Source organism: Burkholderia ambifaria AMMD (assembly GCF_000203915.1).
Classification (GTDB): domain Bacteria; phylum Pseudomonadota; class Gammaproteobacteria; order Burkholderiales; family Burkholderiaceae; genus Burkholderia; species Burkholderia ambifaria.
Map to the genome: position 1 here is coordinate 1,421,679 of NC_008391.1, position 14,545 is coordinate 1,436,223.

The window sequence follows — 14,545 nt, forward strand, 5'->3', positions numbered from 1 at the left end:
GTGTCGCTCAGAACCGGTAGTCGAGCGTCGCGAGGAACGTGCGCCCGACGCCCGGCACCGCACGGCCGCCGTCCGACTGGATCAGCGCATCGTAATAGAACTTGTTGGTCAGGTTCAGCAGGTTCAGGCGCAGGTCCCACTGCTTCGCGTGATACGCGGCCGTCGCATCCCAGCGCGTGTAGCCGCCCACCTGCACGTAGTCCGTGTTCGCCGCGTAGCGGCCCGACATGTACGTCGGACCGCCGCCGATCTCCCAGTGCGGCGTGAACGCATACGTGGTCCACAGCGTGAACGTGTTGCGCGGCGTATTCGCGAGCGTCTTGCCCTGCGTGCCGTCGCGCGCGCCCAGGATCACGCCGTTCATGTACGTGTAGCTGCCGAACACCTGCCACTTCGGCGTGATGTGGCCCGTCACGCTCGCCTGGAAGCCGCGCACGCGAACGTCGCCTTCGAGCAGGTATTCACCCGTCGACGTCTGCGTGCGCGCGTTACTCTTCTCCTGCTGGAACAGCGCCGACGTGACCGACAGGTTGTCGTTGAGCAGATCCCACTTGCCGCCGACCTCGTACGACTTCGTGTGCTCGGGCGACAGGTTCTGCGTGTTGTTCGTGACCGTCAGCGTCTCGAGCGACGGGTTGAACGACGTGCCGTACGAGAAGTAGTACGACTGCGATTCGGTCGGCTGGTAGATCACGCCGGCCCGCACGCTCGTGAAATAGTTGGTCTGCGATGCGTAGCGGGGCGCGCTCACCGTGTTCGCGAGATGCGCCTGGAAGCGATCCCAGCGCAGCCCGCCCACGAATTTCCAGTCGCGGCCGATCGACACCGTGTCGTTCAGGTACGCCGCGAGCGTGGTCGCGCCCGATTCGGCGTGGTTGGCCGGCGTCTGCGTCGCGTTGGTCGGCGTCGACGCCAGGTAGGCCGGGTTGATCAGCGACAGGATCGGCAGACCGCTGCGCGTGTACGCCTGGTTCGTGTAACTGTCGTGGCCGACCTCGACACCGCCGATCAGGTCGTGCTTCACGAAACCCGTGTCGAACTTGAAATGCGCCATCGTGTCGTTGTCGACCGAATGGTTTTCGATCACGCGGTCGTGGCTCGCGAGCCTCACGTACAGCGCGGACATCGGCAACGACGTGTAGTTACCGTTCGTCAGCGCGGTGCTCGACGACAGCGGCCCGGTCAGCACCGCGTTCGCGGCCGTCTCGCGCGCATCGGTCATCGAGTGCGAGAACGACGTGCGGTTGCTGATCGTCAGCGCATCGTTGACCCGATGATCGATGCGTGCGGACACGGTCTGCACGTCCTGGATCGTGCGATCGTCGGTGAGGCCATAGAAGGTGTTCTTCGGCACCGGCGCCGGATGGCCGTTGACCGCGAGCACGCCGTAGTCGGGCATGTCGTAGTTGTGCTGGATCAGCGCGGACAGCGTCACCTCGGTCGGCGTGCCGATCCCGAAGCGCAGCTCCGGTGCGATCCCGTAGTCCTTGTTCTTCATCACGTCGCGCGTCGAGCCGAGCGACTGGCCGAACGCGTTGATGCGGAACGCCGACGTCGCGCCCAGCGGCCGGTTCAGGTCGACGCTCGTGCGGTAGCGGTCGTTGGTGCCGATCGTCGTCGACACCTCGGCCGACGGCTTCAGGTTCGCCTTCTTCGACACCTGGTTGATCACGCCGCCCGTCGAACCGCGTCCGAACAGCATCGACGACGGGCCGTACAGCACCTCGACGGAATCGAGGTCGAACGTGTCGCGGTAATACTGGTTGCGGTCGCGAAAGCCGTCGAGATAGATGTCGTTCTGCGCGGTGAAGCCGCGCAGGTTGATGTTGTTGCCGATCTGCCCGCCTTCCGCGCCGCCGATCGTGATGCCCGGCGCATTGCGCAGCGCGTCCTGGAACGACGTGAGCCCTTGCGATTCCATCAGCGCCTTGTTGATCACCGTGACCGACTGCGGAATGTCGCGCAACGCGGTCGGGGTTTTCGCGCCGACGGTCGAACGTTCGGCCTGGAAGTCCTGTTGCACGGCCTGCCCCGACACGCTGATAGTCGGCAGCGTTTCGCGCGCGGCGGCGGCAGCCGGCGGCGCATCGCCCGGTTTCGCGGCGGCGGCCGGCGACGGTTCGGCGCTCGTGCTCTGAGCGAGTGCAGGCGAAGCGATAGGCAAAGCAAAGGCCAGCGCGAGCGCGCTCGCGAACGGGGTCCTGTTCAGCATGGAAATCCAGTCGGAGTGAAACCGCCCCGCGTGGACACGCGCCGAGGCGCACGCACGAGGCACGGATGCGATGGCTTGCGGGCCACCGGCAATCAGGCCGACGGCACTAGCTGGCTAGGGTTGACGAGTCACCGGCGGCAGTCGCCGCACCGGTCACGGAAATGAGAATCGGTATCATTCCATGTATTTCTTTTGGTTTCAATTGATAACCGCTTCGTCATACGAAAGCATGATGTTTCAGAAAATTACTGAAAGTAATATGTAATTTTTAGAATGGCTTCCGTAATTTTAAATCCGCTATTTCATCGGACGAATGCCGCCTGAGGCCTTGTGCGGCAAGGCCTTGACGGAAGAGTCCCTTTTTTCGTTTTCCGGCCTCGTCGAACTGGCTGACGCTTCAGTCCAATCGAAAACGACGATGGGCCGACCAATTAATCAGACGATTATCCAAGCCGAATTCCGTTTGGCATTTGATTGAAACAAGAAAGTATTTTGAAATGAATTGCAGTGACCGCGGCTGCTCAATGATCGCGTTCCAGCGACGTCATGTTCCGCAACGTCGGAAACAGGCGCATCCATGTGAGCGCCACGGCGATCGTCGCCGCGCCGCCCACCACGATCGCCGCCGGCGCGCCCCACCACGCAGCCGTCACGCCCGATTCGAATTCGCCGAGCTGGTTCGACGTGCCGATGAACAACGAGTTGACCGCGCTCACGCGCCCGAGCATGTCGTCGGGCGTACGCAACTGCACGAGCGACAGGCGCACGACGACGCTCACCACGTCCGACGCGCCCAACGCCGCCAGCGCGATGAGCGACACCGCGAAATGCGTCGACAGCCCGAACACGATTGTCGCGATGCCGAATGCGATCACGCCGCCGAACATCGCGCGGCCCGGCCGCCCCTTCAGCGGAAAACGCGTGAGCCACAGCGTCCCCGCGAGCGCACCGACCGCCGGCGCCGCGCGCAATGCGCCGAGCCCCCACGGTCCGACCTGCAGGATGTCGCGTGCATAGATCGGCAGCAGCGCGGTCGCGCCGCCGAACAGCACCGCGAACAGGTCGAGCGACAGCGCGCCGAGGATCGCCGGTTCGCGCCGGATGAACGCGATGCCCGAGAACACCGAACGCAGCGTGACCGGCTCGCGAGCCGGCGGCGCGCTGCGCAGCGGAATCGTGCCGCTCAGCACCGCGGCGATCGCGAACGCGACCACGCTCGTGCCGAACGCGGCGGGCGCACCGATGCCATACAACAACCCGCCGAAGGCGGGCCCGAGAATCTGCGCGGCCTGGTTGGCGGACGTCGACAGCGCGGTCGCGCGCGGCAGGTCGCTGCGCGGCACGACGGCCGGCAGCAACGACGACACCGACGGCGATTCGAACGCGCGTGCGGTGCCGACGATCGCCGCGAGCGCATACACGGCCGGTTCGGTGAGCCCGCCTTTCGCCGCGCCGAACAGGAACACGCCGGCAGCCAGCGCCTCGGCGCTCTGGCAGATCGTCGCGATGCGCCGGCGGTCGTAGCGGTCGGCCACCTGCCCGACGACGAGCGTCAGCGCGAACATCGGCACGAACTGCGCGAGGCCAACGAGGCCGAGCGCGAACGCGCTGTGCGTGAGCGAATAGACATACCAGCCGATCGCGACCGACAGGATCTGGAACGCCAGCGACGACATCACGCGCGTGCCCCAGAAACGCTGGAACGGTGCGTGGCGGAACAGATTGGCGGGTAACGCGGATGCGGTGCTGGCGTCGGGTAACGGGGTGGTCATCGAGGAGGCGTCATCGGAGGGGAGCCGGCGATCGGATGCGCGATGCGGCCAAACCGCGATGATATCGCCAACCGCCCCGCGCCGCCCCGCGCCGCCCCTGCCGCGCGCTCGCCCGGCGCCGCGCCGGCGACACCGGCGCACGCTGCACGACTACGACGCCCCAAAAAAAGCGCGAACCGTGGTTCGCGCCAAAGAGAGACCTCGCTGAAGACGTCGAAAGATCTACCTCATCCCACTCAGAAAGAATGCCGCATGCCGATCCGCACGTCGGCCTGCGTCTGCGTGGTCGACGGCGTGAAGCTGTAGCCGACCACCGCATCGACACCGTGCGACGCGCGCAGGTAATCGCCGGAGATGTACACGTCGGTGCGCTTCGACAGCAGGTAGTGCAGGCCGGCCGTGCCCTGGTTCCAGTGGTGGCCTTCGAAGCGCGTGTGCTGGTAGCCCGCGATGAAGCTCAGCGCCGGCGTGAACTGATACAGGCCGCCGCCTTCGTACACCTGCATGTGCGACGACTGGCCGAAGCCCTTGATCGTCGTGTACGAGTAGTTCGCGTCGAGCGTCAGCTTGCCGATCGTGTAGCTCGTGCCGACGCCGAACGTGCCCTGGCTGTCGACGTCCATCGCGGTATTCGCGAACAGGTCGGTGCGCGCGCCGGTCGCCGGATCGACGGTGACGGTCTGCTGGCCGAGGAACGTATGCGTGCCGATCATCGCGTACGGGTCGAACGCGTAGATGCCGTTCGGGTTGTTCAGGCGCGTGTACGCGGCGCCGATCGAGAAGTCGCCCTTCGTGTAGCTCGCGCCCGCGCTCCATGCGCTGTTGCGGTGGAAGTTGCCGGCGACGTTGCCGAACGAGTACATCGCGCCGAACTTGAAGCCGCTCAGGTCGTTCGACAGGAATTTGACCGAGTTCGGCAGGCGGTCGCCGTTGAAGCGGTCGAAGTCGCCCTGGTGGATCGCATAGCCGCTGCCCCACGCGGAGATGTTGTAGATCGATACCAGTTCGTTGGTGATGTCGAGCTGGTTGCCGAACGACAGCGTGCCCCAGTCGTTCTGCAGACCGACATAAGCCTGCCGACCGAACTCCGACCCGCCGAAGCCGAGCTGCCCGTTGCCGAGGTGGAAACCGCTCTCGAGCACGAACACGGCCTTCAGGCCGCCGCCGAGATCTTCCGTGCCTTTCAGGCCGAAACGGTTCCCGTATGCGACGCCGTCGTCGAACTTGACAACGTGCGAGCCGCCCGTGTTGTTCACGTAGGTGATGCCCGCGTCGAGAATCCCGTACAGCGTCACGCTGCTCTGTGCATGGCCGATGGCGGGAATACAGGCCGCGCATGCAAGCGCAGCGGCTACGGCAACTTTCTTTTGCTTCATTATCGACCACCCTCCCTGAACCGTTCGATGGAACGAACCGTGGCCTGGCGCGCGCCGCAATACGCCGGCTGATTCGAATTCGGTACGTCTGCTGGCTGCGGTATTTCGTTTTCCGCAATAACGTAGCCATTGGCGAAAAATACAAACCCATATTTCGGGTCACCCGTCTGAAGGCGACACCAAATGGTCTCGATGCGACTGGTCGGGAAAACACGGAGACGGGCGGCGCGGCAAAAACCGGCCGCCCGGAGGCAGGTCAGCGGGCGTCGAGCGCCGCGCGCACGGCCGGCAGCGCCGGTGTGCCGGACGCGGTCGTCACGCCGTCCAGCCAGCCCTCGACGAGCGCCGGGTCGGCCTTCAGCACGTGTTGCGCCGCGAGCGCGGGCGAGGTCTTGTGGTCGAGCATGTCGGCGATGATCCGGTTTTCGACGTCGACCGAGAACGTCATCTGCCGGAACAGGCGCGCGAGGTTCGCACACTGGCCGGCAAAGCCCGGGCGCGTGACCGTGTTGACCGTCGCGCCGCCGTAGTTCGGACCGAAATACGCGTCGCCGCCCGACAGGTAGGTGAGGTGGAACTTGGTATTCATCAGATGCGGCTCCCACGCCAGAAAGACGATCCAGCGCTTGTCGCGCACCGCACGCTCGACCTGCGTGAGCATGCCCGTCTCGCTCGATTCGACGAGCGACCAGTTCGCCGGGCCGAGCGCATGGTCGGACAGCATCCGCTTGATGTTCTGGTTCGCGGGCGCGCCGGGCTCGATCCCGTAGATCTTGTCGCCGAAGCGGTCGGCATAGCGCGCGAGATCGGCGAACGTGTGCACGCCCGCGGCCGCGACGTAGTCGGGCACGGCCAGCGTGAACTTCGCACCGCTCAGGTTCGCGTGCAGCACGTCGATCGACTTCTCGTCGACGAACGGCTTCACGAGCGGTGCCTGCGCGGGCATCCAGTTGCCGAGGAACACGTCCACCTGCCCTTTCTTCAAGCCCTGGTACGTGATCGGCACCGACAGGTTCGCGACGTCCTGCCGGTAACCGAGCGCCTTCAGCACGACGCCGGCCATCGCGTTCGTCGCGTCGATGTCCGTCCAGCCGGGCGCCGCCATCTTCACGTCGCGACACGTCTGCGGATCGGCCGCGTGCGCGGGCTGCGTCGCCAGCACGCATGCAGCCGCGGCGAGCGCCGTGCCGAGCCTGCGGATTGCTGCATGGGATTGCCGTTTCATGGTGCTTCTCCTTCGTCGTTCGTCAATGATCGTGTGCGGATCGTTCAGCGCCCGACGCGCGGAAAGCGCGCCATCGCTTCGAGCGTATCGAGTTCGATGTGATTGCGCATGTAGCGCTGGCTCGCATCGGTGAACGGCTGCCAGTCCCACGCCTGGATGCGGCCCTGCGTCGTCGCCGCGTAATGGAAGCGCCGCCGCCGCTGGCTCGCGCGCACCTGCGCGTCGAGTTCCGGCAGGTTCCAGCGCCGCGCGGCCTCCGCGCGGAACGCGGCGAGCACGTCGGCGGCTTCGGGCAGGCCGGCCAGGTTCGTGCGCTCGCGCGGATCGTCGGCGAGATGGTAGAGCTGGTCGGGGTCGGCCGGGCAATGCACGTACTTCCAGTCGCCGCGGCGGATCATCACGACCGGCGCGACCGCCCCTTCCGCGAGGTATTCGCCCAGTGCCACGTCGTGCGCGGGCGTGCCTTGCAGATGCGGCACGAGGCTCGCGCCATCGACCGGGTCCGGCCAGCCGCCGGCGGGCGCCGCGCCGGTCAGGTCGACGAGCGTCGGCAGCAGGTCGAGATGCGACACGGGCCCGCGCACGCGCGCGGCGTCGAAGCGGCCCGGCGCGTGGACGATCAGCGGCACGCGGCAGCCGCCTTCGAAGAACGTCATCTTGTACCAGAGCCCGCGCTCGCCGAGCATGTCGCCGTGGTCGGACGTGACGATCACGATCGTGTCGTCGGCGAATCCGCATTGCTCGAGCGCGGCCAGCACGCTGCCGAACTGCGCGTCGACGTACGACGTCGCGCCGTAGTATGCGCGGCGCGCGGCGCGGATCTGCGCGTCGGTCGGCGGCGTGCGGTCGTTTTCGCAGACGAAGCGCAGCCGCTGCGAATGCGGATCGCTCTGCTCCGCATCGAGCCGCACGGCCGGCATGTCGATCTCGTCGTCGCTGTACAGATCCCAGTATTCGCGCGTGATCGCATACGGATCGTGCGGATGGGTCAGCGACACGACCATGCAGAACGGCCGCGCGTCGTGCCCGGCCGCACGCTCGCGCGCGACGTCGTACAGCTTCTGTTTGGCCGCGAACGTGACCTCGTCGTCGAAGTCGAGCTGGTTGGTGCGCACGCACGGGCCGGCTTCGAGCACCGAGCTCATGTTGTGATACCAGCTCGGCCGCTCGGTCGGGTGGTCCCAGTCGGGCACCCAGCCGAAGTCGGCCGGATAGATGTCGGTCGTGAGCCGCTCCTCGAAACCGTGCAGCTGGTCGGGTCCGCAGAAATGCATCTTGCCGGACAGCATCGTGCGGTAGCCGCCGGCGCGCAGGTAGTGCGCGAACGTCAGCGTTTGCGCCGGCAATTCGGCGGCGTTATCGTAGGCGCCGATACCCGACGGCAGCTTGCCGGTCAGCAGCGAGAAGCGCGACGGCGCGCACAGCGGGCTCGCGCAATACGCGGCGTCGAACACCACGCCTTGCGCGGCGAGACGGTCGAGCGTCGGCGTGCGCGCGACGCGGTTGCCGTAGGCCGGCAGCGCGAACGGCGTCAGCTGGTCGGCCATCAGGATCAGGATGTTGGGAGTCGGGTTCGTCATCGCGGTCGTGGGGAAATCGGTGTTCGAACGGAACGGCGCGACGCTCGTGCGGCGACGCAGCCGGCATGACGGACGCGGCCTGCAGAAAGTCCCGCGCGCACCGGCCGCGACTGGCTAGAATCGCGGAAGGACCGGCGCGGCGCCGTGCCGTCCAGAGCACTATCCCCCGCCCGAATTCGGGCGGGAAGGTGGCCGGCCCTTATGGGGCCATTAGAGAGACTTATGTCGAAATCCGAAGCGTTACCGTCGATGCAGGCGCTGCGCGCGTTCGAATCGGCCGCCCGTCTCCAGAGCTTCACGGCCGCCGCGCGCGAGCTCGGCTCGACGCAGCCGGCCGTGAGCCAGCAGGTGTTCCAGCTCGAGGCGGAGCTCGGCGTGCCGCTGTTCGAGCGCAGCCCGCGCGGCGTCACGCTGACGAGCGACGGCCAGTGCCTGTACGAAGCCGTACGGGTAAGTCTCGACACGCTGCGCGGCGCCACCGCGACGCTGCGCGCGCGACGCGAGCACGGCGCGCTCACGATCGTCACGGATTTCGGCTTCGCGACCTACTGGCTGATGCCGCGCCTCGCAGGCCTGAAGCACGTGATGCCGGACGTCGACGTGCGGGTCGTCACGTCACAGGATTACGACGCGCAGCGCGACCACGCCGACATCGCGATCCTGTTCGGCGACGGCCACTGGCCGTCGTGCACGGCCGCCCGGCTCTTTCCCGAATCCGTCACGCCCGTCTGCTCGCCCGCGTTCCGCGCCGCGCACCCGGACGTCGCTCGGCCCGACCACCTGCACGCGCTGCCGCTGCTGCACGTGCAGCCGACGCGCCCCGAGCGCTGGCTGTCGTGGGCCGGCTGGTTCGACGCGCACGGCCTCGACGCGCCGGCCGCCGCGCGCGGCGTGACCTTCAACAGCTACGCGCTGGTGATCCATGCGGCGCTCCTCGGCGAGGGCGTCGCGCTCGGCTGGTCGCCGCTCGTCGACGAGCTCGTCGCGTCCGGGCAGCTCGTGAAGCTCGTCGACGCGCCCGTCGTGACGTCGCGCGGCTACTTCCTCGTGCGGCCGCCGCAGCGGCCCGAGACGGACGCGACCCACGTGTTCCGGCGCTGGCTGCTCGACGCATGCGCGTGCGCGTGACGGGCTGCCTCACCGCCCGTCACCCATCCCCCCACCGCCCCACCCGGCCGCGCTGGCGTGCCGATACCAGCCACACGGCGGGTTGGTTCTATCCGCGCCCAAATCGTCCTGATTTACTTGAGTCTCCCGCTACCCGCTAGCGTGGCGCCCGGTGCGCCGCCGCACGGGTTTGCGCCCCAAGACATCCGAGGAACCTCATGACCGCCGACTCACGCCCCGATCAATTCGTCCTGACGCTGTCGTGCCCGAGCGCGGCCGGCCAGGTCGCCGCCGTCGTCGGCTTTCTCGAGCGCCATCGCTGCTATGTCGATGCGTTGAACGTGTTCGACGACGATCTCAGCAACCACTTCTTCGTGCGCTGCGTGTTTCATCCGACGGATGAGACGCTGCAGATCGACGCGCTGCGCCAGGAGTTCGGGCCGATCGCGGCCGAGCTCGGCGGCCGCGACGGCGACACGCAGTGGGCGATCCACGACGTGAACGCACGCCCGAAGGTGCTGATCATGGTGTCGAAGCTCGAGCACTGCCTCGCGGACCTGCTGTTCCGCTGGCGGATGGGCGAGCTGAAGATGGACATCGTCGGCATCGTGTCGAACCATCCCGACTTCGAGCCGCTCGCCGCGCAGCACGGCCTGCCGTTCCGTCACTTTCCGATCACGCCCGACACCAAGGCGCAGCAGGAAGCGCAGTGGCTCGACTTCCTCGAGTCGAGCGGCGCCGAACTGGTGATCCTCGCGCGCTACATGCAGGTGCTGTCGCAGGAAACGAGCGCGAAGCTCGCGAACCGCGCGATCAACATTCACCACTCGTTCCTGCCCGGCTTCAAGGGCGCGAAACCGTATCACCAGGCGCATGCGCGCGGCGTGAAGCTGATCGGCGCGACCGCGCACTTCGTGACCGACGATCTCGACGAAGGCCCGATCATCGAGCAGGTGGTCGAACGTGTCGATCACGCGCTGCGCCCCGAGCAGTTGCTGGCGGTCGGTCGCGACGTCGAATCCATCACGCTCGCGCGCGCGGTGAAGGCGTTCATCGAACGCCGCGTGTTCCTGAACGGCGATCGGACGGTGGTGTTTCCGTAAGCGCGTCGCGGGCCTGGCGCCGTGTTCGTCGGGCGGCGAGCAAATAAAAAACGACCGGCACCTGCCGGTCGTTTTTTTTATCGCATGGCGTTGGACGCTTCGCGCGACGGCCCCGGTACGGTAGCCGAGTTCGTCGCGCGGGCGCGTGCCCGTCAGCCGCTTACTTCACCCACGCAATGTAATACGACAGCCAGATCGTGAGCCCCGCGCCGATCAGCGCCGCATACGGCATCAGGTTCAGCCACATCGCGCGCTTCGGCACTTCGAGTTCCATGTCCTGCTGCATTTGCGCGGGGAAGCGACCGCGATCCTGCCAGTAGTGGCGGAACAGGAACACCGGCACGATCAGCAGCATCGCGATCAGCCCGTTGCGCAGCGTGCCTTCGCCCTGCAGGTTCGCGCCCGCGCCGACATAGACGAGGTTCGCGTAGCCGCAAATCGAACCGGCGACGAGCAGCCAGGTCGGGCAGCGGAACGGCCGATCCCAGTTGCCGCGATCCATCCGGTGGATCCAGCCCGACTGAAGGTTCAGGAATACGAACAGCATGTAGCAGACGTTCGAGATCGACAGCACCGTCATGTAGTCCGACATCATCAGCAACACGAGGTTGAAGCCGAGATCGGTCCACATCGCGCGCGTGGGCGAGCCGTGCTCGTTCACGTGCGACAGGTACTTCGGCAGCCAGCCGTCGACCGATGCCTGGTACAGCGTGCGCGACGAGCCCATCATCGACGTCATCACGATCAGCAGGATCGACAGCATCAGCATCACGACGACCGCATTCGCGACCCATGCGCCACCGCCGACGATCCTCGCCATCGCGGCCGCGACACCGGTGCCGTCGCCGATCGCCGGATCGAGCATCGCCTGCGTGCCGAGCGCGCCTTGGAACGCCATCGGCACGAGCGTCATCACGACGAGACACAGCGCGCCCGACCAGAAGATCGCCTTCGCGGTGTCGCGACGCGGATCGCGGAATTCGCGCGTGTAGCAGACGGCCGTCTCGAAGCCGTACGACGCCCAGCCGGCCATGAACATCGCGCCGAGCGCCATCGTCACGCCCTGCCCGTTCCACGAGCCGAACGTCGCGGTCGTGAGGTTGCCGTGCGCGTCGTGACCGAGCGGCAGCAGCGGGAGCAGGTTCGACATCGGCACGTCGCCGGTGACGAACGGCACGATGCCGACGATCAGCAGCGGCGTGAGCGATGCAATGCCGAGAATGCGCTGCGTGCGCGCAGCCTTCGACGCGCCGCTGTGCTGAAGCTTGAACGTGATGAGAAGCAGAATCGTCGCGATGATGAACGTCGCGTTGATTCGCAGGGAAAGACCCGGCTTGATGAAACCGAGATCGGCGATCCTGAGCTGCCAGTGCAGCACCGCCGCATCGGCGGGAAAGAGACTCGTGAGCGCATAGCTCGCCGCGAGGCCGCAGCCGAGCGCGAGCATCGGCGACCACGCGAGCCAGTTGCACCACACGGAAACCGGGGCAATCAGCTTGCTGTAACGGACCCAGCCGATCGCGCCATACACGGACGCGCCGCCCGATTTATGGGGAAATAGCCCGGATATTTCCGCATAAGTCGCGCTTTGAATCAGCCCCATCGTGATCGCGGCGATCCAGATCGCCCACGCGGGCTGGCCGATCGTCGCGCATACGCCGCCGATCGTGAACAGGACGCCTGCCGGCACGCCGCTCGTTACCCAGAATGCGTCTTTCCAAGTCAGGCCACGATGCAGCGTGTGGCCCGTCGAATCATGTGAGATGGTTGTCTCAACGTCACTGGTGCGATTAGCACGCAGTCCTGCCTGACTCATCCATTGCCTCCTGAGATGACTCCGCACAAGGGCCGTAGTGTAACAACTTACGCCTTTTCTTGCAGAATCAGAAAAAGAAGTCCGGGATATGGCCGCATTGAATCACGATTATTTCGGATTCCTGCGTGCCATTCCCGGCGTATTTTTTATAGCGATGCGCGCGATGAAGCGTCGCGTGTTACTGGGCGCCTTCGGTCCACGAATTCACGCGGTCCGCATGGGCTGCGATCCACGCATCGGCGGCCGCTTCCGGCTTCGAACCGTTCTGGATCGCGAGCATCACGCTGTCGATCTCGCCCGGTTTCCACTGGAATTTCTTCAGGAACGCGACGACCGGCTTGGCCTTCGTTTCGAGCTGCGGGTTCACGACGCTGTCGACATGCTCCGCGCCGCCGAACACCTTCTTCGGATCCTCGAGGAAGCGCAGCTTCCACTTCGCGAACATCCAGTGCGGCGCCCAGCCGGTCACGATCACCGGCTTGTTCGCACTGACGGAGCGCGACAGCTCGGCCGTCATCGCGCTGCCCGAACTCGGCATCAGCGTGTAGCTCAGCCCGTAGTTCTTGATCGCTTCGTCGGTCTTGCGCATCACGCCCGCACCGGCATCGATGCCGACGATGCGGCCGCCGAAGCTGCTCTTCTCGGCGTTCAGATCCTCGATGCTCTTCGCCTTCACGTAATCCGGGACAATCAGGCCGATCTTCGCGTCGGGAAAGTTCGCGCCGACGTCGACGACCTTGCTCTTGTATTCGCTCCAGTACGAGCCGTGCGTGACCGGCAGCCAGGCCGACAGCGTCGCGTCGAGATCGCCGCGCGCCACGCCCTGCCACATGATCCCGGCAGCGACCGGCACGAGCTTCACTTCGTAGCCGAGCTTCTTCTCGATCACGCGTGCCGCGACGTTCGACGTCGCGACGCTGTCGTCCCAGCCTTCGACGTAGCCGATTTTCAGCGTCGGCTTCGTATCCGCAAGTGCTGACGCGCTCAGCGCCACCATGGCCGACACCGCGCCCGTCCACAACAGTTTTCCGAACAGCTTCATGGTCGATCTCCTTGATATGCGCTCACCGCGCGTTGCCTCTCTAGGTTCTTCAACCACAAATCCGCGGTATCGTTCTTTTCCGACGGATGCTTGTCCGGACGCGACGCGCCCGGACAGCCAATGGCTTGTTTGCTTATTTGTCGATCACGAGATCCGACAGCGGCTTGCTGCAGCACAGCAGCACCATCCCCTGGTCGATCTCGCGCTGGCGGATGCCGCCGTTGTGCTTCATCTCCACCTGCCCCGACACGAGCTTCACCTTGCAGGTGCCGCACATGCCCTGCGTGCACGACGCCGGAAGCCGCACGCCCGACTGGCGTGCCGCGTCGAGCACGTGCTGCCCGGAGCCGCAGGAAATTTCGCGGTTGCTCTTCGCGAAGCTGACCGTGTACTGCTTCGTCGCGACGTCGCCGCCGTCGGCCGCCGGCACGAGTTCGGCGAGCACCTCGTCGCTCGCGGTCTGCGCGAGCGTTTCGAACGAGAAGCTTTCCTCGTGATACTGCTTGCGGTCGAAGCCGGCTTCGTCGAGCAGGTCGCGCACGGCCTTCATGTACGGCGCGGGGCCGCACGTGAAGATCTCGCGCTCCATGAAGTCCGGAGCGATCAGCTTCAGCAGCGGCAACGTCAGGAAGCCCGTGACGCCCGGCCAGTTGGTGCGTGCGCCCACGCGCTCGACGACGAACGACGTGCGGAAGTTCGTATGATTCGACGCGATCAGATCGAGCTCGCGCGCGAAGATGATGTCGTCCGGCGTGCGTGCGCTGTGCACGAACAGGATGTCGCGATCCTCGGCGAGATCATGGTGCGCGCGGCTCATCGACATCAGCGGCGTGACGCCCGAGCCGGCCGACAGGAACAGGTACTTGCGCGCCGGATGCCGTGCGCACGTGAATTCGCCGGCCGGGCCGAGCACGCGAACCGACGCGCCCGGGCGCAGGTTGTCGTGGAGCCAGTTCGACACCTTGCCGCCCGGCACGCGCTTGACCGTGATCGAGATCGTGTGCGGACGCGCCGGCGACGACGAGATCGTATAGCAGCGGTTGATCGTCTCGCCTTCGATGTCGAGCTCGAGCGTGATGAACTGCCCCGGCTCGAACGAAAACGCACGGCCTTGCGGCGAACGGAAGAAGAAGCTCTTCACGTCATGGGTTTCCTGCCGAACCTGGCAGCACACCAGCGTTTCCTCGACGTCGCTCGTCCAGCGCTCCGGCAGCGCGGTCCAGAATGCCGGGTGCGTCACCCGGCTTTCCGCCGGCTCGAAATTGGCTGCATCTCGCATCATGCCAACCTCCGCCGGGCCGCCCCAAGGAGG

General features: G+C 66.0%; 10 protein-coding genes. 2 read left to right on the plus strand and 8 right to left on the minus strand.

The features are described from left to right. Positions 1 to 7 precede the first annotated feature (7 nt). The 5 genes from BAMB_RS22410 to betC form a co-directional block, all read right to left on the minus strand. On the minus strand, positions 8 to 2,212 hold the full coding sequence (locus BAMB_RS22410; protein ID WP_011659456.1) for a TonB-dependent receptor: 2,205 nt from the start codon (positions 2,210 to 2,212) through the stop codon (positions 8 to 10). A 521-nt stretch (positions 2,213 to 2,733) separates the two neighbouring features. Next, positions 2,734 to 3,984, minus strand: a complete 1,251-nt coding sequence (locus BAMB_RS22415) for an MFS transporter (RefSeq protein WP_011659457.1) — start codon at positions 3,982 to 3,984, stop codon at positions 2,734 to 2,736. 236 nt (positions 3,985 to 4,220) lie between these two features. After that, complete coding sequence (locus tag BAMB_RS22420; RefSeq protein WP_006749535.1) at positions 4,221 to 5,360, minus strand: porin; 1,140 nt, start codon at positions 5,358 to 5,360, stop codon at positions 4,221 to 4,223. 256 nt (positions 5,361 to 5,616) lie between these two features. Continuing rightward, positions 5,617 to 6,585 carry a choline ABC transporter substrate-binding protein gene (choX, locus tag BAMB_RS22425; RefSeq protein WP_011659458.1) on the minus strand — a complete coding sequence of 323 codons (969 nt, stop codon included), beginning with the start codon at positions 6,583 to 6,585 and terminating at the stop codon, positions 5,617 to 5,619. Between the two features lie 44 nt (positions 6,586 to 6,629). After that, positions 6,630 to 8,165, minus strand: a complete 1,536-nt coding sequence (betC, locus tag BAMB_RS22430; protein ID WP_006749537.1) for a choline-sulfatase — start codon at positions 8,163 to 8,165, stop codon at positions 6,630 to 6,632. Between the two features lie 201 nt (positions 8,166 to 8,366). On the opposite strand from betC, the gene BAMB_RS22435 reads away from it, so the two are divergent. Both BAMB_RS22435 and purU read left to right on the plus strand, forming a co-directional pair. Then, positions 8,367 to 9,293, plus strand: coding sequence for a choline sulfate utilization transcriptional regulator (locus tag BAMB_RS22435; RefSeq protein WP_011659459.1), 927 nt, complete (start codon positions 8,367 to 8,369; stop codon positions 9,291 to 9,293). Between the two features lie 197 nt (positions 9,294 to 9,490). Then, a complete protein-coding gene (purU, locus tag BAMB_RS22440; RefSeq protein ID WP_006749539.1) occupies positions 9,491 to 10,375 on the plus strand; it encodes a formyltetrahydrofolate deformylase in 885 nt (294 codons plus the stop codon). Positions 10,376 to 10,535: 160 nt separating this feature from the next. Here the strand turns inward: purU and BAMB_RS22445 are convergent, their stop codons facing one another. The 3 genes from BAMB_RS22445 to BAMB_RS22455 form a co-directional block, all read right to left on the minus strand. Next, complete coding sequence (locus tag BAMB_RS22445) at positions 10,536 to 12,191, minus strand: trimethylamine N-oxide permease (RefSeq protein WP_011659460.1); 1,656 nt, start codon at positions 12,189 to 12,191, stop codon at positions 10,536 to 10,538. A gap of 178 nt (positions 12,192 to 12,369) precedes the next feature. Beyond that, complete coding sequence (locus tag BAMB_RS22450; protein ID WP_011659461.1) at positions 12,370 to 13,233, minus strand: glycine betaine ABC transporter substrate-binding protein; 864 nt, start codon at positions 13,231 to 13,233, stop codon at positions 12,370 to 12,372. 133 nt (positions 13,234 to 13,366) lie between these two features. Beyond that, on the minus strand, positions 13,367 to 14,515 hold the full coding sequence (locus BAMB_RS22455) for an FAD-binding oxidoreductase (RefSeq protein WP_011659462.1): 1,149 nt from the start codon (positions 14,513 to 14,515) through the stop codon (positions 13,367 to 13,369). Between the last annotated feature and the right edge of the window lie 30 nt (positions 14,516 to 14,545).